The sequence below is a fragment of the Gaetbulibacter sp. M240 genome (assembly GCF_043876815.1).
In the GTDB taxonomy this organism is placed as follows: domain Bacteria; phylum Bacteroidota; class Bacteroidia; order Flavobacteriales; family Flavobacteriaceae; genus Gaetbulibacter_A.
Genome location: NZ_JBAWKA010000004.1, coordinates 1 through 25,112, shown reverse-complemented (window position 1 = coordinate 25,112; position 25,112 = coordinate 1). Strand labels below are relative to the sequence as shown.

The 25,112-nt window shown below is 34.8% G+C and carries 21 protein-coding genes; 12 read left to right on the top strand and 9 right to left on the bottom strand.

Annotation, left to right across the window (positions count from 1 at the left end; genetic code table 11):
- Position 1: 1 nt before the first annotated feature.
- The 4 genes from V8G61_RS11325 to dapF form a co-directional block, all read right to left on the bottom strand.
- Entirely contained in the window at positions 2-661 is a 660-nt protein-coding gene (locus V8G61_RS11325) for a peptidoglycan-binding protein LysM (protein ID WP_394875807.1), read from the bottom strand.
- 560 nt (positions 662-1,221) lie between these two features.
- Positions 1,222-2,265 carry an endolytic transglycosylase MltG gene (gene mltG / locus V8G61_RS11320; protein WP_394875805.1) on the bottom strand — a complete coding sequence of 348 codons (1,044 nt, stop codon included), beginning with the start codon at positions 2,263-2,265 and terminating at the stop codon, positions 1,222-1,224.
- Positions 2,266-2,790: a GNAT family N-acetyltransferase gene (locus V8G61_RS11315; protein WP_394875804.1), complete on the bottom strand. Its 525-nt coding sequence runs from the start codon at positions 2,788-2,790 to the stop codon at positions 2,266-2,268.
- The gene (dapF, locus tag V8G61_RS11310) at positions 2,787-3,563 is read right to left on the bottom strand and encodes a diaminopimelate epimerase (protein WP_394875802.1); all 777 of its coding nucleotides are present in this window, start codon (positions 3,561-3,563) and stop codon (positions 2,787-2,789) included. The genes V8G61_RS11315 and dapF overlap by 4 nt, the downstream gene beginning before the upstream one ends.
- 223 nt (positions 3,564-3,786) lie before the next feature.
- Here dapF and V8G61_RS11305 point away from each other — a divergent pair, with 223 nt between their 5' ends.
- The 9 genes from V8G61_RS11305 to V8G61_RS11265 all read left to right on the top strand — a co-directional run bounded on the left by V8G61_RS11305 (position 3,787) and on the right by V8G61_RS11265 (position 15,855).
- Positions 3,787-5,196, top strand: coding sequence for a Do family serine endopeptidase (locus V8G61_RS11305; protein WP_394875800.1), 1,410 nt, complete (start codon positions 3,787-3,789; stop codon positions 5,194-5,196).
- Between the two features lie 202 nt (positions 5,197-5,398).
- The gene (locus tag V8G61_RS11300) at positions 5,399-6,847 is read left to right on the top strand and encodes a glyceraldehyde-3-phosphate dehydrogenase (protein ID WP_394875797.1); all 1,449 of its coding nucleotides are present in this window, start codon (positions 5,399-5,401) and stop codon (positions 6,845-6,847) included.
- A 139-nt stretch (positions 6,848-6,986) separates the two neighbouring features.
- Positions 6,987-7,601, top strand: coding sequence for a tRNA (guanine-N1)-methyltransferase (locus V8G61_RS11295; RefSeq protein ID WP_394875795.1), 615 nt, complete (start codon positions 6,987-6,989; stop codon positions 7,599-7,601).
- Between the two features lie 191 nt (positions 7,602-7,792).
- Positions 7,793-7,975, top strand: a complete 183-nt coding sequence (locus tag V8G61_RS11290) for a hypothetical protein (RefSeq protein WP_394875794.1) — start codon at positions 7,793-7,795, stop codon at positions 7,973-7,975.
- A 120-nt stretch (positions 7,976-8,095) separates the two neighbouring features.
- Positions 8,096-8,773 carry a tRNA (guanosine(37)-N1)-methyltransferase TrmD gene (trmD, locus tag V8G61_RS11285; protein ID WP_394875793.1) on the top strand — a complete coding sequence of 226 codons (678 nt, stop codon included), beginning with the start codon at positions 8,096-8,098 and terminating at the stop codon, positions 8,771-8,773.
- A gap of 413 nt (positions 8,774-9,186) precedes the next feature.
- A complete protein-coding gene (gene rplS / locus V8G61_RS11280; protein WP_394875791.1) occupies positions 9,187-9,540 on the top strand; it encodes a 50S ribosomal protein L19 in 354 nt (117 codons plus the stop codon).
- A gap of 852 nt (positions 9,541-10,392) precedes the next feature.
- Positions 10,393-12,603, top strand: a complete 2,211-nt coding sequence (locus V8G61_RS11275; protein WP_394875790.1) for an NADP-dependent isocitrate dehydrogenase — start codon at positions 10,393-10,395, stop codon at positions 12,601-12,603.
- 68 nt (positions 12,604-12,671) lie between these two features.
- Positions 12,672-15,041: a carboxypeptidase-like regulatory domain-containing protein gene (locus V8G61_RS11270; protein WP_394875789.1), complete on the top strand. Its 2,370-nt coding sequence runs from the start codon at positions 12,672-12,674 to the stop codon at positions 15,039-15,041.
- Position 15,042: 1 nt separating this feature from the next.
- A complete protein-coding gene (locus tag V8G61_RS11265) occupies positions 15,043-15,855 on the top strand; it encodes a DUF4249 family protein (RefSeq protein WP_394875787.1) in 813 nt (270 codons plus the stop codon).
- Here the strand turns inward: V8G61_RS11265 and V8G61_RS11260 are convergent.
- The 4 genes from V8G61_RS11260 to V8G61_RS11245 are packed head-to-tail and all read right to left on the bottom strand — an operon-like array spanning position 15,836 to position 19,888.
- Complete coding sequence (locus V8G61_RS11260; RefSeq protein ID WP_394875786.1) at positions 15,836-16,945, bottom strand: serine hydrolase domain-containing protein; 1,110 nt, start codon at positions 16,943-16,945, stop codon at positions 15,836-15,838. The genes V8G61_RS11265 and V8G61_RS11260 overlap by 20 nt on opposite strands.
- 2 nt (positions 16,946-16,947) lie before the next feature.
- Entirely contained in the window at positions 16,948-18,210 is a 1,263-nt protein-coding gene (locus tag V8G61_RS11255; RefSeq protein WP_394875785.1) for an outer membrane protein assembly factor, read from the bottom strand.
- Between the two features lie 12 nt (positions 18,211-18,222).
- Positions 18,223-19,143: a hypothetical protein gene (locus V8G61_RS11250; RefSeq protein WP_394875783.1), complete on the bottom strand. Its 921-nt coding sequence runs from the start codon at positions 19,141-19,143 to the stop codon at positions 18,223-18,225.
- A gap of 31 nt (positions 19,144-19,174) precedes the next feature.
- Positions 19,175-19,888 (bottom strand): DUF547 domain-containing protein, encoded by a 714-nt coding sequence (locus tag V8G61_RS11245; protein WP_394875781.1) that lies wholly within the window; start codon positions 19,886-19,888, stop codon positions 19,175-19,177.
- Between the two features lie 101 nt (positions 19,889-19,989).
- On the opposite strand from V8G61_RS11245, the gene murQ reads away from it, so the two are divergent.
- Positions 19,990-20,802: an N-acetylmuramic acid 6-phosphate etherase gene (gene murQ, locus V8G61_RS11240; protein WP_394875780.1), complete on the top strand. Its 813-nt coding sequence runs from the start codon at positions 19,990-19,992 to the stop codon at positions 20,800-20,802.
- Entirely contained in the window at positions 20,799-21,044 is a 246-nt protein-coding gene (locus V8G61_RS11235) for a DUF6095 family protein (protein ID WP_394875779.1), read from the top strand. The genes murQ and V8G61_RS11235 overlap by 4 nt, the downstream gene beginning before the upstream one ends.
- Here V8G61_RS11235 and V8G61_RS11230 read toward each other — a convergent pair.
- On the bottom strand, positions 21,041-23,482 hold the full coding sequence (locus V8G61_RS11230) for a helix-turn-helix domain-containing protein (protein WP_394875777.1): 2,442 nt from the start codon (positions 23,480-23,482) through the stop codon (positions 21,041-21,043). The genes V8G61_RS11235 and V8G61_RS11230 overlap by 4 nt on opposite strands.
- Before the next feature lie 261 nt (positions 23,483-23,743).
- Between V8G61_RS11230 and V8G61_RS11225 the strand changes: the two genes are divergently transcribed.
- Entirely contained in the window at positions 23,744-25,009 is a 1,266-nt protein-coding gene (locus V8G61_RS11225) for an ectonucleotide pyrophosphatase/phosphodiesterase (protein ID WP_394875776.1), read from the top strand.
- Positions 25,010-25,112: the final 103 nt, after the last annotated feature.

Below are 25,112 nucleotides of genomic sequence, written 5' to 3'. Positions count from 1 at the left end.
TTTAGATAGCTTTTGCCAACCTATCCGGTTGCACAAAAGAGGTATCGTAACCGGAAAAATGTTTCATGTAATATCTTACAGTTGTACCATAACCATCAGCAAAATTATCTAATCCATAGCTACGTAAATAACGTTTTACACTACCTGGACCAGCAAGATGTGCTGCTGCTAAGATACCTGACTCTGTTACTAACACACCATCGATGCGCTTTCCAACAAAGTTTTTGATATCACGTCGCAAAATCCATTTGTTACGTGCGGCATTGGCGATAAATGCCTTTTCCTGTAAACCAGGATTCTTTAAAAACTGAGAAGGATTATGAATTCCTATCATTTTTAAAGTTTCGGCTCCAAACTGATACTTACCTAAGTATCCGAATGTATTCACCGAGTTGTAATCACCTCCGGACTCTTTGAAACCTATGGCTTCTTTAAATCCTACAAACGATTTGCCTAAATAAGGCGAAAACGTTTGGTTCAAATCATTAGACGCTAAGTCATCATTCGCGATGCTGTCGTCTGGGCTTACCGTGTAATCTAACTTTAAGCCCGCCGTTGAGTATTTACTTAAATCAATCGTTTCATCTGCTGAAAACGAAATCCCCAAAAGAATACAAACCGTAAGCGTGAGGGTTAAGTAACTTGCAATACTTTTTCGCATATGTCTAAATTTCTTCGGTACAAATAGAACCCTATAGGTACCTGAAAATTTGAGCGTGCAAAATTACATAATTTTTCGATAATTACAAAATTTATCGTTTAACGACATTTTTCAATGAAGAATAGACGAAATACACAGCCAAATTTTCAAAATTTAAGACCATTTTCAGATTAAAAATATCAAATACTCGACAGATATTTAACCAAAAAAAGTCTTAAACTGAACGTAAACTAAATCAAAATTAAACTAATCTTTTGGAACAGAACAAACACTTGGAATTAATTGTTAACAGCTGATTGTCAATATCTTTTACAGAATTTAAACCATCCCTTTATTAACGAGATATACGAGACAATTTCTTTTTCAGATTTTAGGCGTATAAAAATTCCTATAGCTCTACGAAATAATTTTTTAATTGCGTTGAACGGTAAATTTAACCGACGTACTGCCCTAAATTACTTAAAGAATTTTCTTGAAGTTTAAGATTTAGAAATTTACGAAAACGTTGTAAAAACGTCAATTTTGAAAATCAAGTTGGTAATTTTTGATAAAAATCAGGTCTATTTTCGGATGCCTTGAGCGTTTAAATAACGTTGATAAGCCAACGCTTTCCTGTTGTGCTCAGCGAGGGTTTTTGAAAACTTATGATATCCGGGACGTTCCGCGTCGGCCACAAAATATAAGTATTTGGTTTTATCATAATTTAATACAGCCTCTATGGCAGAGATATCAGGCATGGCAATTAAACCAGGCGGCAGGCCAAGGCGCTTGTAGGTATTGTAAGGAGAATCTATCTCCTTATGTTCGTTCAAAACACGCTTAATGATGGTGTTTTCATATTTTGGTAATTTATAAGCTGCAAATTTCAGGGTTGGATCAGCTTGTAAAGGCATACCAATATTCAAGCGGTTAATATAAACCCCAGCTATCTTAGGTTGCTCCTCAGCTTGTTTCGACTCTTCATAAACAATAGATGCTAAAGTCATTACTTGGTTCGGATTCAATCCTATCTCAGCAGCTTTTTGCACACGACTTTCATTCCAAAAACGTTCATATTCCCTTAGCATACGCGTCCTAAATGCTTCAGCAGAAGTATTCCAGAAAAATTCATAACTGTTTGGTAAATACATCCCTAATGCTGTGGCCTCATTAAAACCGTTTTCCTTTAAAAAGGCCTCATCAACCATGGCCTGTAACAAGGACAAACTATCAGCTTCAATTTCCTGGCCGATTTTACCCGCTAGTTTTTCTAATGAATTAATATTGTTAAAGGAAACCTTTATGGGAAGGTTTTTACTTCGAATCGTATTAATAATATCATTATTATTCATTCCTTTTCGAATCGCATACCGTCCGGCCTTAATATTGTTTATGTATTGCTTCTTTTTAGCCAGATCATCAAAGGAATCAATATCATCCAGTAAAGGTTCTAATTCATTCCGAACCATTTGATAATCGGCATCTGTGGGGATGTAAATATATGCCAGCTCATTATTAAAGGCCGTGTTAGGTCGTATCATAGCACGGTAAACAAAATTGGCAAAATAGCCTGCTACAACCAGACCCAAAAGCGCAATTACTAAAAGTATTCGTTTAATATACATTTAATCGTTTATTAATTGAAATAAAAATTCGTTTTTAAAAGAACCATTGATAAAATTCCAATCCTTACGTAAACCAATTTCCTGAAATCCCAGGCTTTTAAATAAACGAATGCTCGAGGTATTATCCTCTGAAATTTGACAATATATTTGGTGCAGGTCAAGATGCTTAAAACTGTATTCCTTTAATAATTGTAGAGCGGCTTTCCCATAACCTTTATTTCTATCTGATTCATTTTTAATAATGACACCTACACCAGCACGTTTATTTTTAAAATCGAAGTCGAATAAATCTATTAACCCTATGGGTTTGTCCTGATGGGTAGAAATGACCAATCGCAGCTGTTTCACTTCGTAAATGTCTTTGAGTGCATTTTCCAAATACTGCTTAATAATATAACGGGAAAAAGGCGTTTGTGTATTACTTACTACCCAAATATCTTCATCATTTTCTATGCTATGAACAAACTCCAGATCCTCCGGTTCGAGGGCTCTTAAATAAATATCCTCGCCTTTAAGTGTTTTCATATCGTGCCTTTAAATACAAATGTAGCAGGACCGATCAACCAAACATTAGAATAAACACCGTTTTCATAATCGAAAGCTACTGTAAGTTTACCGCCTTGTACTTGCAATTCAACGCTTGTTTTAGTGGTCTCCTTTAAAAAGTGCATCGCAATGGCTACTGCCGTTACACCCGTGCCACAGGATAATGTTTCTCCTTCTACCCCACGTTCATACGTACGAACACGGAATTTATCATCTTTTATCTTTTTCACAAAATTAACATTACAACCTTCAGCATTATAAGGTTCTCCATATCTGATACTTGACCCTTTGGTTTGAATATCAAACTCATCTATAGCCGACTCAAACTGAACATGATGTGGCGATCCTGTGTTAAGAAATACATGATCATTAAATTCCTGAACATGTCTTACATCCTGCATTTGAAGGCGAATAACCTGACCAGCAATTTTTGCCTGATGAACCCCATCGATAGCCTCGAAAACAGCATGGTCACTAATAACTCCTATGTTATGAGCAAAAGCAACTATACATCGTCCGCCATTACCACACATGGAACTTTCATTTCCATCAGAATTATAATAAACCATTCTAAAATCTAGATCGGAATGGTTTTCTAACAGGATTAAACCATCCGCACCAATTCCGAACCTACGGTCGCACAAGTGCTTCACAAAGGCGGTATCAGATTTGTCGAAATGGAGATTACGATTATCTACTAGGATAAAATCGTTTCCGGTGCCTTGGTATTTATAAAATTGTAATTCTTTCACAGCAGCAAAGATATAAATAGTACCTTAATAATTGTAGTTTAAACCTCATTCAAAAAAAATATCCTAATTATTTGACCATCCTCAAGGAAACACATTAAGTGTCTTTTTGGAGTTACTGTTAAACCTATGTTTATGCTTTGTTAAATAGGCGTTAAAGTTAAAATTCAAATTCAATAATTAATTAATTTTAAACGTTAAAAGATTAAATTAAAACAGTACAATTATGAAGAAGATTTTCACTTTAGTCTTGGTTTCCGCCTTGGGTGGGATTTTAACCTTAAGCGCTTACAAACTTTTTTTGGAAGAAGACTCTGTTGTGGTAACGAACACAGATAACGCTAAATTCCTTCCAACGAGTAATTCTAGTGCTATTTTCAATACTGCCGAAAACCCTGATTTTACTGAAGCTGCAGAAAACACCCTAAATGCAGTGGTACATGTAAAAAACCTAACGGTCAATCAAGGGCGAATGACCTTTGAAGATTTCTTTTTAGGCCGTTCACCAAAACGTGCGATGTTAGGGACCGGATCGGGCGTTATTATAAATAAGGATGGCTACATTATTACGAACAATCACGTGATTGATAATGCTACAGAACTGTCTGTGACCTTAAACAATAATGAAACTTATAAAGCAGAGCTTATTGGTTCAGACCCGAAAACTGATATTGCTCTTTTAAAAATAAATCCAGATGAAGACTTGCCATATGTCACTTTTGGTGATTCCGATGCGGCTAAAGTTGGCGAGTGGGTATTGGCTGTTGGTAACCCTTTTAATTTAACTTCAACAGTTACTGCGGGAATCATCAGTGCCAAATCAAGAAATATTGACCCTACAGGAAATAGCCAGCATTCATTCATACAAACGGATGCTGCCGTGAACCCAGGAAACTCTGGTGGAGCTCTGGTAAATACCAATGGCGAATTAATTGGTATAAACACCGCGATCACCTCGCAAACCGGATCTTATATTGGCTATTCTTTTGCCGTGCCAAGTAATATAGCCCGAAAAGTAGTTGAAGATATTATGGAATACGGTAATGTTCAGAGTGGTGTTTTAGGTATTAAAGGTGGTACCTTTAATAGTGAATCAGCTAAAGAATTAGGTGTTGATTTTAGTGAAGGAGTTTATGTGGGTGAAGTTGTAAAAAATTCAGGTGCTGAAAAAGCAGGTATCATTGCAGGTGATATCATCAAACGTTTAGATGATCTGGAAATTAGCAAATTTGAAGATCTAAGTGGTTATATCAGAACGAAACGCCCAAATGATGAGGTTACCGTAGAACTTTTAAGAGATAATGAGTATAAGACGATCAAAGTAAAACTTACTAAACCTGATGTTTTCTCTGTTTCTTTTATGAAAATGGAGCTTCAGGACCTATCGGATACCTTCAAAGAAGAAAATGGTATAGACCATGGTGTTATGGTAAAGGACACAGAAAACAAATGGTTGTATTCTAATTTAGGTATTAAAAGCGGTTATATTATTACCGGGATCAACGATATGGAAATTAATAGCATCCAGGATATTTCAAAATTAAAAGCCAAATATGGTGATGATATTACAGACAATATCAAACGTCTGGCTTACATTAATAACTATAAAGAGCAAAAAGAGGTTATTTTTAGATAAATTTTATAAACACCTATCCTCTTAAGGAAGTCCGCTACCATTTAACATGGAAGTGGACTTTTTTTATTTTCTGAAAATTCAGGCCTGTATTGAGATACGAATAAAGGGTTTTTTGACAATTAAAAAATCTCCACAAACATGTTACGAAAACGTTTGAAATATGATACTTTTGCGAAAAATTAATACAACTAAACACAAAAAAATGTCATTAAATCAAACCTACGAGAAAGAGTTAGCCTTTCAAGCCGACAGAAGGCGAGCTACAGTGGAATTCATTAATATTATTAGTGATCTTTGGTATGATAAAGCTATTGAATTGGTGTTATTCAGAAACCAACTGATAGACCGCAATGTGAGTCAGATCTTAAATCTGCATGAATATGCGGGGAAATTTGTTCAAAAACCTATCTCGATTTTTGATTCTGTTGAAATTGCTCAAGCGATCCAAACGTTGAATATTCCACCAGCGAAACTGGATATTGGAAAACTGACCTACGAATTCCATTCAGAAGACAACAAATTCAGTAATGCCACGTCCTTCGTAGCTAAAAAATTAAAAGATGTTTCTAAAAGTGAAAATATCGAACCAAAAAATGTCGTGCTTTATGGCTTTGGCCGAATTGGCCGGTTGGTTGCCCGTGAGCTTATGGCCAAAACAGGAAAAGGAAGTCAGCTGCGCTTACGAGCAATCGTTACGCGTGGCGCCATAGATGAACAAATATTAGAAAAACGAGCCTCTTTATTGCGCAATGATTCGGTTCATGGTGATTTTTCGGGAACAGTAGATATCGATGTTAAAAATCAGGCTTTGATTATTAACGGAACAACCGTTAAAGTAATATCTTCAAATTCCCCGGAAGATATTGATTATACAGCTTATGATATAGATCACGCCCTCGTTATTGACAATACCGGTGCCTTTCGGGACAAGACCGCATTGAGCAGACATTTAAAAGCTAAAGGTGTAGACAAGGTTCTATTAACAGCTCCGGGTAAGGGAATTCCAAACGTAGTTTTTGGGGTAAATCATTTGGAAAGCGATCCGGATAAAGTGAAAATTATCTCGGCAGCTTCGTGTACTACGAATGCCATTACACCGGTTTTAAAAGCAATAGAAGATTCATTTGGTGTTAAAAGCGGGCACTTAGAAACGATTCATGCCTATACCAACGATCAAAATCTGGTAGATAATTATCATAAAAAATACCGCAGAGGTCGTGCTGCCGGACTCAATATGGTGATCACTGAAACCGGAGCAGGGCAAGCTGTTGCCAAAGCCCTACCGAGTCTGGAAGGAAAACTAACTTCAAATGCCATTCGTGTACCTGTTCCTAACGGATCGTTAGCCATCCTTAATTTGGAATTAAAAACGAAGGCGACCGGAAGTAGTATTAATACCATATTAAAAAAGTATGCTTTGGAAGGCGATCTAGTCGAACAAATAAAATATGAACTGAGTGACGAATTGGTATCTACAGATATAGTGGGTAGCTCGGCACCCGCTATTTTTGACAGTAAAGCTACGATTGTAAGAAAGGATGGCAAAAATGCCATTCTTTATATTTGGTATGATAATGAATACGGCTATAGCCATCAGGTTATCAGACTGGCGAAGTATATGGCAAAAGTAAGACGGTTTACTTATTATTAACGATATTCATGATCTATTTTTTGATAACACTCGTATATAAGCCTCAAAGTAGAGGCTTTTTTCATTAAAAGCGTGAATTACTGAATAGATTTTTATAATTTCGTAAAATCCTAAAGTTAACCTATTTAAAAAATAACCAATGAAATTCTTTAAACCCTCAATCTTATTATTTTTATTAATCACAACATCAGTCCTGGCGCAGGAGAACGATGATGAAGCCCCAATGCAAAATGGGACTATAGATGAGCAGTTTGAATATGTTCTGGAAAAATCTGGAAATTTTAGAGGAACCAATGGTTCAATGTACGAAGCGGTGAAGCTTAGTATGCTGTTGGCACTTCAAGCAAATACTATAGATTCAATAAATACACTTCAGAAAGATCTTGAAACAGCCAATAAATTAGGCAGTGATCAAAAAATTGAGATAGAAGACCTAAAAACTAAATTGGCCGATACACAAGCTGACCTCGAACAAACCAATTCTGAGAAAAATAGTATGTCTTTATTTGGTATGCAATTGAGTAAAGGTGGTTATAATGCTCTAATGTGGTCCATTATTGTAGGTCTAATTATTTTATTAGGATTTTTTATCTTGAAGTTCAAGAATAGCAATACGATTACCGTACAGGCCAGACAATCTTTGGCAGAGGTTGAAGAAGAGTTTGAAGAGCATCGAAAACGAGCCTTAGAGCGTGAACAGAAAGTACGTCGTCAATTACAGGATGAGATCAATAAACAGAAAAAAGCTAAATAATTTTTCAAAACAAAATCATCGTAAAGCCCTCAAATAATGAGGGCTTTATTTTTTATTGTAACTTTCTAATTTTAAGATATTTAACTTTGAAAACTGACAAAAATTCACTATTATAAGACTGTCAAATTTGGAATGCATTTTGCATGACTTTCTTACGTTAGGAATTGGTTTAATTTAAAAACTGTTTTATTATGGAAAACACACCTGTAAACGTACAATTAGTTGGAAAAGAAAATGACCACTACCTTATTTTGTTTCCAGATTTGGATATTCCAGTTAAGGTAAACCAAAACTTATACCTAAAAATGAAACAGAGTCACGATTACCGATTTTGTGATTTTTTAGAACAAAATCCAAAAACGATGACAGCCTAATCTATCGTATTTAAAACTAGTAAAGCTAAATTCTATCCCATAGAATTTAGCTTTTTTGTTTTTTGGGGGTAATTAAAAACAAAAACATTTAAAGTATCTTTGTTTCCACATTTTTGAGCTATGCGAATTGATATAATCACGGTTTTACCGGAATTACTTAAAAGCCCGTTTGAGGCTTCTATTTTAAAACGCGCCATTGCAGCGGGTTTAGTAGAAGTACATTTTCATAATTTACGGGATTACACCACAGATAATTATAAATCGGTTGACGACACCCAATACGGCGGCGGCGCGGGGATGGTTATGATGGTAGAACCTATAGATAAATGTATTGGTAAATTGAAATTAGAACGTGACTATGATGAAGTCATTTATATGACGCCTGATGGTGAGACCCTGAACCAGAAGATCGCCAACCAAATTTCTTTGAAGGGTAATATCATTATTTTATGCGGCCATTATAAAGGTGTTGATCAACGGGTACGTGATCATTTGATCACAAGGGAAATTTCCATTGGAGATTATGTTTTATCCGGTGGTGAACTTGGAGCTGCAGTATTATGTGATGCCGTGATACGTTTGATTCCGGGTGTTTTAGGAAATGAAACTTCAGCCCTAACAGACTCGTTCCAGGATAATTTATTGGCACCGCCAATTTACACGAAACCTCGGGAATATAAAGGTTGGAAAGTTCCTGAATTGTTATTTAGCGGAAATTTTCCAGAAATTGAAAAATGGCGCGAAGATGAAGCTTATAAGCGTACCAAAGTTCGCAGACCCGATTTGTTGGATGAATAAATTATGTTATCACTAAAATGAACATATTCACGTGTTATTCTTTGGGAACAGATTACTTCGTTTAACTCGCAATGATGACCATTGGCATCCAAAGCATTCCGAATTTACTCGTAGCAATAAGAATATAGATCATAAATGAAAGAGATTCTTCAGTCGTTACCTCCTTCTGAATGACAAGATTAGAATTAAATTACTGAATAAATCGTGTTAGGGATTGAGGCATTGTTGGAGCTCCTCGAAGAGAGCGACTGCCGAAAGCCCGACTTTTTGCACAAGCAAAAAGAAACACCATAAAAAAATAAATTATTAATTGTGGATTATGATTTATTAATTATCTTTGCAGCCAATTTCGGGTTAACCTCTGGCGAGAATCGTGAATGTTGTTTCGAATTAATTCAAATAAAAATTTAACTATGGACTCTTTAGTAAAATATGTTCAAGACGAGTTTGTAACAAAAAAAGAATTACCAGAATTTAGTGCTGGTGACACCATTACAGTGTTTTACGAAATTAAAGAAGGCGCAAAAACACGTACTCAGTTTTTTAGAGGTACAGTGATCCAACGTAGAGGTAGCGGTGCTACTGAAACGTTTACGATAAGAAAAATGTCTGGTTCAGTTGGTGTAGAGCGTATTTTCCCTCTGAATTTACCTGCATTACAAAAAATTGAAGTAAATAAACGCGGTAAAGTACGTAGAGCTAGAATCTATTACTTTAGAGGTTTAACTGGTAAAAAAGCCAGAATTAAAGAACAATTACGTTCATAACCCCTGCAAAAATATAGTATATATAGGCCCTGATAGATCAGGGCCTTTTTTATTAACAAAAGTTAATAACTCCGGTTTATAAATAGTTGATATCTAAACTGTTAAAAAATTTGTTTTTTTAAACTCTTATTATACTTTAGTAAAAGAATTAATGACAGCCCCACGGGGCTGGTTTCGTCTCAACAGCGAATTTGTGTTAACTCTAAATAAGGTAACGTTCTTTATTATAATTGTTTTTTGAGGTTTCGTTGTGCCATGTGTAGGCATGTGTGAGCAAGAGACCATGACGTTAAACGTTGAGTTGCATGCCCAGCAGGTAGCCCAACCTCTGTAACTGAAAGCTTTTGAATAGCCGTGGTGGTGAAAGCCACAACCGCTGTCACAAGCAATGCCTGTGAAGGAACTAGACACGAAAGTGAATAAAGCATTCACAAGCATCAAGAAAAACAGTTAACCGGAACATAAAGTATTAGGTCAATACATTTTGAACTTTACTAAACTGTTCCGATTGAAATAGTGGACTAGAATCGACAGGCTGGATGAAAATTTTGGCCGTTTAATAGGGATTATTAAAAAGATTTTAGGTCCAATATTTCAAAGAAAGCCATGTCAGAGAAGGATTCATTCTTCAGTGATATGGCTTTTGTCTTTTTAATAATTTTATAGTTATTTTTTAAAGATAATTTAGTTCTACACTTTTTTTATTAAATTACCTGAAATCTGCCCATTTTATTGGCTATTCGTTTAAAAATTCGGTCGGTTTACGCTTCAATTTTTGTATATTCGCAACGCAAAAATAAAACCCATCCGGGGATTTTTATTTATTCAATAACTTTTAAAAAATCGACACGAATGTCCAAAATTATTTATACAAAAACCGATGAGGCCCCAGCTTTGGCAACGCGCTCATTTCTTCCTATTGTAGAACGTTTTGTAAAAAGCTCCGGCATAACTATTGAAACCAAAGATATTTCATTGGCTGCCAGAATTTTATCGGTTTTTCCTGATTTTTTACCAGAAGATAAACGCGTTTCCGATGACCTTGCTTTTTTAGGTGATCTGGCTAAAACACCAGAGGCCAATATTATAAAATTACCTAACATCAGCGCGTCTATTCCGCAATTAACTAGTGCTATAAAAGAATTACAAGCTCAGGGTTATCCCCTACCAAACTATCCGAATGAACCTAAAAACGAGATTGAAAAAGATATTAAAACGCGTTATGATAAAGTGAAAGGTAGTGCTGTAAACCCGGTATTACGTGAGGGTAACAGTGACAGACGTGCGCCAAAAGCAGTTAAAAATTTTGCTAGAAAAAACCCGCATTACATGGGCCCCTGGACCAAGGATTCTAAAACACATGTAGCCACCATGTCGGCTGGAGATTTTGCTCACAATGAAAAATCGGTAACTCTAGACCAAGAGACAGCCATTACCATAGAACACACTGATACCAGCGGAAAAGCAACTATTTTAAAAGATAGTTTCAAGATTTTAAATGGTGAAATCATCGACGCCACTGTAATGAGCAAAACGGCACTACTTGACTTTTTTAAAAAACATGTTGCTGATGCTAGAGCAAAAGGTATTTTGTTTTCATTACACATGAAAGGTACGATGATGAAGGTAAGCGACCCGATCATTTTTGGACATGCTGTTAAAGTTTACTTTAAAGATGTTTTTGAAAAACACGGTGAAACTTTTAAGGCATTGGGCGTTAATGTGAATTCCGGATTAGGAAATTTGTTAGAACAAATAAAGGAATTGCCTGCCACAAAATATGAGGAAATAAAAGGAGATATCGATGCAACCTACAACAATGGACCCGCCATTGCAATGGTAAACAGCGATAAAGGCATTACGAATTTACATGTACCGAGTGATGTCATTATTGATGCTTCTATGCCAGCAATGATTCGTAATTCTGGGAAAATGTGGAATTCTGAAGGTGAATTACAAGACACAAAAGCTGTGATACCGGATAGCAGTTATGCCGGTGTTTATCAAGCTACCATAGATTTTTGTAAAGAAAATGGGGCTTTCGATCCTACTACGATGGGGACTGTTCCAAACGTAGGTTTAATGGCCCAAAAAGCTGAGGAATACGGTTCTCATGACAAAACCTTTGAAATACCTTCTGATGGTGTGGTTAAAGTCATAGATAATAAGGGAAATACTCTTCTAGAACATGATGTTAACACCGGTGATATCTGGCGTATGTGTCAGACTAAAGATGCACCTATTCAGGATTGGGTAAAGCTAGCGGTGAACCGAGCAAGAGCCTCAGAAACTCCTACTATTTTCTGGTTGGATGAAAATCGTGCTCATGATGCTGAACTCATTAAAAAGGTGAATTTATATTTGAAAGAATTAGATACTAAAGGACTGGATCTGAAAATTATGTCACCTATAAAAGCTACCAATTACACTTGTAAGCGCTTGAAAGAAGGTAAAGACACCATATCTGTTACGGGTAATGTGTTACGTGATTATTTAACGGATCTGTTCCCAATTTTGGAAGTAGGAACCAGTGCGAAAATGTTGTCTATTGTACCTTTGATGAATGGTGGTGGTTTATTTGAAACAGGTGCCGGTGGTTCTGCACCAAAACATGTGCAACAGTTTTTGGAGGAAAACCACTTACGTTGGGATTCTTTGGGTGAATTTTTAGCCTTATCGGTTTCATTGGAGCACCTAAGTGAAGCACATAATAATCCCAAAGCAAAAATTTTAGGTGAAACTTTAGACGAAGCTACCGGAAAGTTATTGGAAAATAAAAAAGGACCATCACGTGTGGCCGGAGAAATAGACAATCGAGGCAGTCATTATTACCTTGCAGCTTACTGGGCTGAAGCATTGGCGAATCAGAATAAAGACCAAGAGTTAAAAGAAGAATTTAAATTGGTCGCTGAAGCTTTAACAAAGGAGGAAGATTCCATAAATAATGAATTAATAAGCATTCAAGGAAACCCAGTTGACATTGGTGGATATTACAAACCCAATGAAACTATGGCGAGTGAAGCTATGCGCCCAAGTAAAAGCCTAAATAAAATTATAAAGTAATTTTTATATACCATTATGAGCCCCGTTTTTCGGGGCTTTTTTTTTACTTTTGCTAAAAAAGCTATGGTATGAAAAATATCCTTCTTGGGATCTTCTTCACCTTATTAAATATTTTACTTGTTCAAGCTCAGGATAAAGTAACTATAAGTGGTCGTATTTTTGAATCCAAAAGTAATGAGACCTTAATTGGGGTGACTATTTATCTTCCTGAATTGAGTTCAGGCACCATTACCAATGAATACGGTTTTTACTCGCTAACCGTTCCAAAAGGAACGTACAGAGTTGTTGTGAGTTATTTGGGTTACGATACTATTGATGAAACTTTAGCCCTCGATTCAAATATTAATAGAGATTTTAAATTAAGTGAAAATGTTGAGGAATTGCAGGAAGTTGTGATTTCCAAAGATGTGGAGAGGTTGAACCTCAAATCTCCTCAAATGAGTGTGAATTCATTGAAAGCCTCCACGATCAAGGAGGTCCCTGTGGTTCTTGGTGAACCTGATATATTGAAAGCAATTACCTTATTACCCGGCGTAACCAGTGCCGGTGAAGGTGCCTCAGGGTTTAATGTGCGCGGTGGTGCAGCTGATCAGAATTTAATACTCTTAGACGAAGCCATAATTTATAATTCCTCTCACTTGTTTGGTTTATTTTCCGTATTCAACCCAGATGCTATAAAAGATCTGAAACTTTATAAAGGCGGTATCCCCGCGCGCTATGGTGGCAGGGTTTCTTCTGTTCTAGATATTTATCAAAAAGAAGGGAATAGTAAAGCCTTTAAAATGAATGGCGGTATTGGTGCCGTAGCAAGTCGGTTACTTGTAGAAGGCCCCTTGAAAAAAGATACTGGTTCCTTCCTTTTAGGCGGTCGCTCCAGCTATGCGCATCTGTTTCTGCCCCTACTTGATGTGAACAACAGTGCGTATTTTTACGATCTTAATACCAAGTTAAGTTATAAGCTAAACACGAATAACACTATTTATCTTTCCGGTTATTTCGGGAGAGATGTATTTAAAATTCAAGATAGTTTCGAGAATGAATACGGTAATGCCGTATTGAATTTTAGATGGAATCATTTGTATTCCGACAAATTGTTTTCCAACTTATCTCTTATTTATTCAAATTATGATTACGATTTAAAATTGAATTTTGTAGAGTTCGACTGGGTTTCGGGCATTAGAAATTTCAATATAAAATACGATTTCAAACATTACTTAAACCAACGTTTTAAATTATATTACGGGTTGAATAGTATCTACTATAAATTCAATCCCGGAGATATTAAACCTACAACAGAAACCTCCGGAATAAATCCTTATAAACTCATTGATAAGTATGCTTTTGAAAATGCTATTTATTTCGATGCTGAACAGCGAATAACGGATAACTTGGAGATGTCCTATGGTTTACGATTAAGTTCATTTTTGAGACTTGGGCAATCACAATTGAATACCTATACCGATAATCAGGCGGTTACTTTCAATGAGGATCAACAAATTTATGAAAAAGCGGAACCCACCGGAACAGAATCTTTCAAGCGCAGTGAGGTTATAAAATCCTTTTTCAATTTGGAACCCCGTTTCTCCTTGGCTTATCAACTAAACAATACGTCTTCCATAAAGGCCAGTTATAACAGAATGAGTCAGTACCTACATTTGCTATCCAATACAAGTTCCCCAACACCACTTGATGTTTGGACACCTAGCGGAAAATTTATTAAACCTCAATTACTCGATCAAGTTGCGGTAGGGTATTTTAGAACATTCAATCAAAACGATTACAGCCTTGAAGTTGAAAGTTTTTATAAGACCATAAAAAATAGGATTGATTACATTGATGGTGCCGACTTAATTGCCAATGATGCTATTGAACAGGTTATTTTAAACGGAAAAGCCAGAGCTTATGGTCTGGAAATATTATTGAGAAAAAATCAGGGACGATTAAAGGGTTGGTTATCCTATACGTTGTCGAAATCAGAACAACAAACCCCAGGTAGAAACTCAGGTGAAACAGGGATAAACAGAGGTCGTTGGTACAATACACCTTACGATAAAACACATGATGTTACATTAACCGGAAGTTATTTATTTAACGATAAATGGAAAATAAGTTCAAACTTCATTTTCCAAACCGGACAACCTACTTCATTTCCAGTAAGTCAATATGAATATAACAACATAACCATTGCAAACTTTAATTTTCGAAATGCGAATCGTCTACCAACTTATAACCGTTTGGATGTTGCCCTAAACTATACACCAAAACCAGAAAAGAAGGGTTATCAAAGTCATTGGGTTTTTAGTATTTATAATGTGTACAACCGAAAAAATGCCAGCTCAATTACATTCCGTCAAAATCGAGATACGGGAACAAATGAAGCTGTGCAATTGTCCATATTCGGGATCATTCCTTCGATATCTTATAATTTTAAATTTTAAAATGAACTATTTAAAATACATATTGCTTTTTGTTGTATTGCTGAGTTGCGAAGAAGTCGTTACGGTAAACACCCCTACAGAAGCCCCTAGATTGGTTATCGATGCATCTTTAAATTGGTTCAAAGGTACCGACGGTAGTGAGCAAGAATTTAGATTATCCCTAACATCCCCCTATTTTAATGATGGGGTTCCACCTGCCACCGGAGCTCAAATTACGGTTCGAGATTCAAATAATACAATTTTCAATTTTATTGAGGAAGGCACAACCGGGACTTATAGAAGCACCAATTTTGTTCCTATTTTAAATCAAACATACACCATTACCATTATTTACGATGGAGAAACTTACACGGGTACAGAAACACTTTTACCTGTTGCCAGTATTGAATATGTAGAACAAAAAGATGATGGTGGTTTTTCTGGTGATGAAACTGAATTAAAGGCGTTTTTTACTGATCCTGCAGACGAAGTTAATTACAATTTCTTCGAATTTATTAGTGATAAAACGATTATCCCAGATCTTTCTGTTTATAAGGATGAATTTACAAATGGAAACCTCATTTTTGGTTTTTATTCTGAAACGGAACTCAATGCAGGAGATTTGATAATCATCAGAAATTATGGTATCTCTGAGCAGTTTTATAATTTCATGTTCGTGCTATTACAGCAAAATAGTCAGGACGGGGGTGGTCCTTTTGAAACGCAACCGGCGACTGTTCGCGGGAATTGCATTAACGAGACGAATCCCGAGCATTATCCTTTAGGATATTTCAGAGCTTCTCAGGTTGACGAGTTCATGTATACGGTGGAATAGATTGTAAAGACTCGAATACGGCGTCTATTAATTTATTGAACAGCCTATCAATATTAGGGTTAGAGCAATTGACTAAAATTGAAAGAACGATATTTTGTTTTGGGTAAACATAAAAAATACCATAGCCTCCCAGTCCATTTCCCACATGTCCGTAATAAGGTCTTCCTTTATGATCGTAACTTACCTCAAAGCCTATCCCATAATAAGTCGAAATACCATCATCTGTTTTTTGTGCTGTAATAAATGATTTTAATTGCTCCGGATTTACCAACGTATCATTCAACATAACTCTCCCCAATCTATTAATATCTTCAGAAGTAGATAAATACCCTCCTGAACCTAACTTGGAATAATTATTAACTTCAGGTTGAGGTTTAAAGTTTTTCCTTCCTGCCTTACCATAAAAAATAGCTTTATATGGTAATACCTCATTTTCATCAGCAAAAGTGCTTTTCATTTTAAAAGGAAGAATTACCCGAGTTTTAACATAGTCTTCAAAAGACATTTTAGCTTGTTCTTGTATTGCCAAAGAGATCAAGTTCCAATTGTAACTGGTATAAGCAAAATCACTTCCAGGTTTAAAAATTAAAGAGTCGTTCTTAAATATTGAAACACCTTCTTTTATGGATAAAGACTCATTACTTAAAAACTCATTCCCTTTATAATTTCGAATACCGGATAAATGGGCCCCTAATTGCTCTATACTAATATCATGTTTTTTTATTGGAAAATATGGGACATAACAATAGATAGAACTGTCTAAAGAAATTAAACCTTCCTCAATAGTTTTCATTAAGGCGACTGCTGTTATTGGCTTTGAAATACTTCCAACTCGAAACAGTGTTTTCTTAGGATCGACAGGAACTTTATTTTCTAAATCTGAATATCCAAATCCTTGGGACCAAACAATGTTTTGATTTTTAGATACTGTTATAGCTAAACCCGGAACTTTTTGTTTATTCAGTATTTTTTTAATAATACGTTCAGCCTTCTCAAAATTATTCGAATTATTCTGAGAAAATAAGAATGAGGAAAAAAATATAATAATGAAACAACCATGAGTTAAAATGATTCGAAAAATTTTATACATAATTAAAAATATTGACCAATTCCAAATACAATTCCTCTGGAAGCATTTTCAGAAATTCCATACCCATAATCAATTCTTAGAATGGCATTAAAAATTTTTGTATTTATAAAACGTAGACCCAACCCCGAGTATACACGAATATTTTCAGATTTCACAAAATCATCGAAACCTCCTCCAGGATTTCGCCAAGTTCCTCCATCAACAAAAACATTACCTTGAATAGCGAACCAGCCTTTTTGTAAAAAGGTATATCGATACTCTGTATTAACAACTATGACTCCAGTACCTCTATCAATTAAGTTTCCAACACCTCTAATATTTATATTATTATCTAAAACGAATGGGGAAAATGGAGTATTATCATTAGAGGAAAAACCTAACCTAATCCTATTGGCCCAATTTCCTTTCTCTCCTACTCTTAAATAATAGAATAAATCATTCCAGGCGATCAAAAAATTATTTGGATTAGAGCTATTTGGTAAAACATCTTGAACGTATAACAAACTTCTAAAACCATTTACATATTGATAATTATAATCCAAGAAATCCAAATCGTAAACAAACTTGAAAAGTACTTTATCAACCTCAAAATTAAGTGGAATATTATCAGATATAGAACCTGATAAATATTTAAATTTTTCTGTGAATATATTCACCCCAAACTGAAATTTGTGATTAAAATTTAATTCAAACAAACCTATAGTTTCAAAAGACCTGTTGTTATAAAAATAATTGGCAATTCCATTATCAAAGTAAAGTGGCTCCTCACTACGCCAATTTTGATGGTTGAATCCTATTCCCCAACGTTTACTAAATAAATACGGCGCTCTAAAATTAAGGCTATAAGTATCATACCCGTTATTTTGATAAAACCCACCAAATGCTATACCACGTCCTAAAAAATTATAATCGTAAAGTCCTAACCGATATGCAAAATTCCTATTAATTGCCGTCCATACATTAGCGTTGGGAATTAATGTAAAGTTTTCTTCTATATTTATAAATACATTATGCTTGTTCTCTTGAGAATAAAAAACCTGGTAATCAGCATGGGAAATGGCTGGTAAACGCTTTAGCCTTATAACGTCTTTATTTAATTGTAATGTATCTAGGACACCGTTGGAATGAGATGTGATCAGCGTCTCAATAAAACCTTTGTTTGTTTTTTTTAGTCCTCGGATATGAAGATTATCAATATACTGGTCCTGCGCATTTAATAAAAAGGAGAAATTCGAAACAAATAAAAATAAAATTAATTTTCTCATGAAATAAAAGTGCTAGTTCAGTACTAACCGAGCACCCAAATTAAATGTTTGTCCAAGACCGGAATCATTACCTCTAATAAAATTAGTATATAATGCTTCGATATTAAGCGTATTTGTTAATTCATATTTAGCACCAGCACCTACTGCTGTAAAATTTTGTTCAAAATCATTACCTAAATCAATGAGTTGTGAGTGCTGTGCTAATACTAATAGTGTGTATTTCGAACTCGGAAAATAACTAAAAAATACTCCAGGAGTCAACCTTAAACTATTATTTGCAAAGCTTCCTTGAATACTATTCCCATTATCTCCAAAAACCAAACTTTTCCCGAAATTAAATTCAGAATTCAATTCTGAAAATAATTGAAACTGATTTCCTTTAAAATTATAATCATAAAAAAATCTGTTTTGCCAGGTAAATCCTTTTTGATCAAAAAATACATTGTTTTCAAATTCATTATCAATCAATGGAATGACAAGGGAACTTTGAACAGAAAAATTATTTATAGTTTCAAAAGGAACGAATTTAATAGAAGGTGCAAATGAAGTCAATCCACTTCTTGCAGTATTAGCATCACCATCAAACTTAAAAACATCCAGGGCATTTCTATCGCCAACAACATTACTTCTAAACTCCAATATAACTCCTAAATTAATTCGCTTATTCTCAGAAACTCCTGTGTAGGCCTCTAAAAGAGATGTAAAATAAGTTTCTCTTGGCAGGTTCTTAGTTACATTTCCATCGGAATCTGCAGATTTATTTTGTGTATATAAGTTATTGAACCATTTAATATCAAATTGTCCCTTACCAATTAATTTAGAGGGTGTAAGGGTTTGAATGACGGAAACTTGGGAAGTTTCTTCTTGCGCAATTCCTATTTGAAAGCAAAAAATAAAGAAAACGAATACAGTAGGTTTTTTAATTAAGTTCATGATTTTTGAGGGATTTGAGGTGTTTGAGGATTTAAATTTTATTTAACTTCCAATCATAAGGATAGTATTCTAATTTATAATCTGTTGGTATTTTTTCATCTCGATAGCTATTGATGTAATTGATAAGTTCAGATTGACTTGTTGCAAAATCATTTAAGTACCATTTAAATATTTCAGAAATTGCTACTTTACTTTTTCTTTCGTTTAGCCTGATAAATTTTGAATCATTTAGTGCCAATCTTGTTTGCCTCTCTAATTGCGTATCTAAAATCTCCGGAAGGTAAGCCTTATTAATAATTGGAGGGCAGCCTAAACCAGCGCATACCAATACAAAATGAACTCTCGAATCATTAAATCGAGACCTTATCTTATCGTTTTCTATGTCATTCAAGGTGAGCTTCTCCATTCCCACAGTATGCTTCTTTTTATCAAAAAATCCCGAAATACTCAATGGGGATTCAACCGGATAGTTTTCAATCACGCTTTTAATTACAATTACATTATATACATTTATCCAGAATGCTTTTTGTGTAAGGATATCTAAATCATCAACTGACACAGCATCCGACAAACTTATCAATCCCTCAAGATCCTTTGCGTTATTTTTAATTGTCTTATAGTCTACTAACCCATTGTTAATGTAGGACGAAAAGAACTTATCGGCTTGTTCAAAAAACTGGGGGCTGTTTTGAGAAAATACATTTAATGAAAAAAGAAGAAATATTAAGTATCGTAAATTTTTCATGATTATTTAAACTGTTTGTATAAGTTCAGAATTGTTATAAGAATTGTATCGTAATTTTCTTAAATTATTTTAAGACCTTTGTAAAATAAATGAAATAAGATATGGGGTTTATAAAAACCACAGAAAAAGACTCACATTACAATGATCTGGAGCACATGACTATCGATGAACTGCTTAAGAACATTAACAATGAGGATAAAACAGTCCCATTAGCCGTTGAAAAAGCTTTGCCCCAAATTGAAAAATTAGTGAAACAGGTGGTAAATCAACTAAAAAATGGAGGGCGCTTGTTTTATATTGGGGCTGGCACCAGTGGACGTTTAGGTATTTTAGATGCTTCTGAATGTCCGCCAACCTTTGGAGTTTCACACGATTTGGTTATTGGCCTTATTGCGGGCGGCGATACTGCCATTAGAAAAGCGGTTGAATTTGCTGAAGATTCAATCACCCAAGCCTGGCAGGATTTAAAGGCCTACAATATCAGCCAAAAGGATATTGTTGTTGGTATAGCAGCTTCGGGAACCACACCGTATGTCATTAGTGGTATTGAGGCATGTAATAAACATAATATTCAAACAGGATGTATTGCCTGCAATATAAATAGCCCTTTATCAAAGGTTTCGAAATACCCGATTGAAGTCCTTGTAGGTCCTGAATTCGTTACCGGAAGTTCACGAATGAAGGCCGGTACAGCACAGAAATTGGTTTTAAATATGATTACTACGGCCACCATGATACAATTAGGCCGTATAAAAGATAATAAAATGGTCGATATGCAATTAAGCAATCATAAGTTGGTTAATCGCGGAACTACGATGTTAATGCGGGAATTAAATATTTCCGAAGAGGAAGCAAAAAATTTATTAGAGACATATAAAAGCGTTCGAAACGCAATTCAAAATTACAAACCATGACAAAAAATAAAACAGACAAAAAACTTTTAGTAAAAGGAATCAAGATTCTTATTTTAGCCCTATTTTCCTTGTTTATGGGTCCTATCCTATTGTCGGCCGCCTTTGCTAATCCGGAAAAGCCTTTATATATGCCACTTTTAATTATTGGTTGTTTGGTAAGTGGTACAGCCATTTTTTTAGGTTTTAGGGGTATTAAAACGATTATGGATAGTCTTTTTGATGGCAATAAAAAAAGTAATTAAGTATTATTCAATTGGTTTAATACTAAGCGTAACTCACCATAGGAGTACTTTTCATTCAGTTGATGTTTTAAGTCGGATAGGTTTTCGAAGGTATGTTTAGGAATTAATTCAACAAGGTCATTATAGTGTTCTTGCGATATCAAATTCGTTATTTCCAGTTCACCAGAAGAAATATAATGTGCTAAATGACTGAAAATAGTATTAGAATTAAGTCCGCGGTCCCGGGCGATTTCCTCTAAAGATTTTCCTGATTTAAATAATTTTAAGGATATTTCTTTCGTATCGATCTTTTTTTCTTTAACAGGTATTTCAACTTCTAAATCGGTTTCTTTCGCAGTTTTTTCCATATCATTTTCTTCACAATACGTTTTAATCACCTCTAAAATAGCCTTACCGTATTTTTTTACACGGGATTTACCCATACCGTTAATTTCTAATAGGGCTTTTTCCCTAAGGGGTAGAATTTCACACATAGCATATAATGATTTTTGAGTGAAAACATGATAGTGTATAAGGTCATTTTCCTGAGCAATCTTATTTCTCAAAGCCCGAAGCTCCTCGAATAATCCAACATTTGAGGTTCCAGTGATAACGGGTTTTTTAGTTTTTTTAGGTACTTTATCAGTAACAAAAACTGATTTTGCCCGTAATTCCAGTACTTTTGTTGTTGAAAACCCTTCAGTGAGATTTTTTAAAAGAAATGTTTTGGCCTCTAATAAGTCTTCAATTTTAATACTGTTATTGGTTAGATCTTTATCAATGACCTTATTGTCTGTGGTGAATCCGAAGGTTTTAAAAGGATTCATCAACTGATCTTCCATTTTTGAATTGAAGTATGCAATTCCTTTTTTGAACCGCTCCTGTATCTTTGGGTTTAATTCAGGTAATTCATCATTTTCAGAAAGCTCTTTGAGTTGTAAATTAAAGCTATGACTGATCTTAAGAAATTCAGTAATAGTATTCTTCATTGAAATAATTGGACTTTCAACTACACCTTCAATAGAATTTGTATTCTTATAATAAATATCTAAAATGCGATTTAAGGGATGCATAAAATTGAAAAAATCAAACACGTCCCCAATCAAATCGAGTTGAAATTGTTTTTGTGACTCCTTTAAAATGTCCTGGGACAAAGGTTTATTTTTTGTCGCTTCGTTAAAAGAAGCAACATTTAAATCATTAATTATTTGATTGGGCGAAACCTTACTTTTAAGCACAAGGCCCTCTAAAGATTTACAACGACTTAAGGCCACATAAGTTTGCCCATGTGCAAAGGCACCTTCGGTATCGATAACGGCATTTTCAAAAGTTAAGCCCTGGCTTTTGTGAATCGTGATTGCCCAGGCCAGTCTTAGAGGCATTTGCAAAAATTCTCCAATCTTAGTTTCAGATATGGCTTTGGTTTCGGCATCAACGGTATAATTAATATTTTCCCAGATCTCAGGTTTTACTGTAATCTCGAAATCGTCCTCAGGGCATTGGACCACAACTTCTTCGGAATCCAAATAGGTAATCTTTCCTATTTTTCCATTATAATAATTTTTATCAAGACTCGTATCATTTTTAATAAACATGACCTGGGCCCCAACTTTCAGCTTTAGAGCTTCATCATTAGGAAAAGAATTTTCCGGAAATTTGCCATCTATTTGAGCCGTATAAGTTTGACATTTCGTTTCAAGTTTATCTAATTCATTTTGATTAATAGTATTCGCTTTTCTGTTGTGCGTGGTTAAAGCCACGTATCCTGAATCCGGTTTTGGGGTAAAATCGGGCAGATAACGTTTATTCAATTCTATAGCGGAAGTTTCACTTAAATTATTATTCCTAATTTCATTAAGAATAGCAATAAATTCAGGATTTTCCTGTCTGAAAATATGCTTTAATTCGATAGTGACAGCAGCACATTCTTGAAAAGCGCGACTACTAAAAAAGAAACCATTTTTATAAACCTGTTTTAATAAATTCCATTCATTTTCACGAATCACAGGAGGTAATTGTTGTAAATCTCCAATCATCAATAGTTGTAATCCCCCAAAAACTTGATCTCTGTTTCTGAATCGTCTCAAAGTCCTATCGATACCATCCAGAACATCGGCCCGTACCATACTTATTTCATCAATAACCAAAACATCTAAAGATTTAATAATATTAATTTTGGTTTTATTAAAACGTCGGTTAAAACCGGAAGGATTATTCAAATCGGTCTCCGGTAAAATGGGCCCGAAGGGCAATTGAAAAAAGGAATGTATTGTAACACCTTTTGCATTAATAGCTGCAACACCCGTAGGAGCAACAACTACCATTCGTTTCAAACCATCTTTCTTTAATATATGTAAGAATGTGGTTTTTCCGGTACCTGCTTTTCCTGTTAAAAAAACAGATCGATTCGTATGATTTACGAATTCCCAAGCCAGCTCAAGTTCTTTATTTGTGTTCATTTATTAGTCCGATCAATTAAAAACAAAAAATATGAATTTAATACTAACATAATAAAACTATTACGCGTGAATCTATTTAAAGAGGACACCTCATGATTTTAAAACGTCGATAAAGCGTTAACGAAACTCATTTTTAAATAATTCAAAACAGTTAGATATAAAAAGTTTACGCATCCATATAGCTTATTTTACAATCTAATAATAATGAAACGATATTCTACAACTTATTTTTAACTAAATTTGAGAACCTAGACTTCTCAAATGAAACAATTACTTTTACTCCTGTTCTTTTTTTCAATTTATGTCCACCCACAAGCACCAACCTATAATGAAACTTTAAATAAAGAAATTGTTTCCAATACCATTGAAAATAGTGAAGCTACTTTAAATAAACCATATGTTATAATGGTCTCTATCGATGGGTTTAGATATGATTATGCCGAGAAATACGGTGCTAAAAACATCTTAGCCTTGGCAAAAAACGGAAGTAGCACCACAAGGTTAATACCGTCTTTTCCCTCTAAAACTTTTCCAAACCATTATACATTAGCCACGGGTTTATATCCGGAGCATCACGGTATAGTGTTTAACAGCTTTTACGATAAAAGCACCAATAAAAACTATGGGATTTCAAATCGGAAAGCTGTAGAAAATGGTGATTGGTATGGCGGCATTCCTATTTGGAATTTGGCACAAATACAAGGCATGTGCGCTGCTTCCTATTTTTGGGTAGGATCTGAGGCAGATATTAACGGTATGCACCCCAAATATTATTATTCATATAATAAAAAAACACCTTATGAATACCGTGTTAAACGTGTTTTAGAATGGTTACAATTACCAGACCTTGTACGCCCTCATATGATTACTTTATATTTTTCTTTAGTAGACACTCAGGGTCATAAATACGGACCAAATTCCGAAGAAACTAAACAAGCAGTTTTATATGTTGATGAGCAAATTGGAGCTTTAAGAGATCAACTTAAAAACTTGAATTTGCCAGTATATTTAGTAGTAACCTCCGACCATGGAATGTCCGAAGTGTCCCATTTAATTAATATAAATAATTACGTAAGTATAGACAAGGATCAATTCCTAGCAGGTCCTGTAGCTATGATTTATACAAAAAACGAGGAAGAAACAGATATGCTTTTCAACACCTTAAGCCAGCAGACTAATTTTAAAACTTATAAAAGAGCTAATGTTCCGAATTATTTAAATTATAGTGATAATTCCAGGATTGGTGATTTGGTTTTGATAGCTGATGCACCCTACACCATAATAAACTCACAATCTAGTAAAACAAAGTTAAATCGCATACAAGGTGTCCATGGTTATGATCCGTTTGAAAACAAGAATATGGGGGCTATTTTTTACATCGAAGGGCCCGATATAAAAAAAGATTATAAACTGCCTCCCATTGAAAATATCCATATCTATCCTTTGATAGCACACCTATTGCAATTAAAAATCATGAATCCTATTGATGGAAAACTGGAGGTTACCTCTTCCGTCATCAAAAAATAATTTCTACAGATTTCAAAATAAAGCAAAAAAAAAATCCCGATTCTGTAAAGAATCGGGATTCAAGAAAGGCAACGACCTACTCTCCCACAAATGTAGTACCATC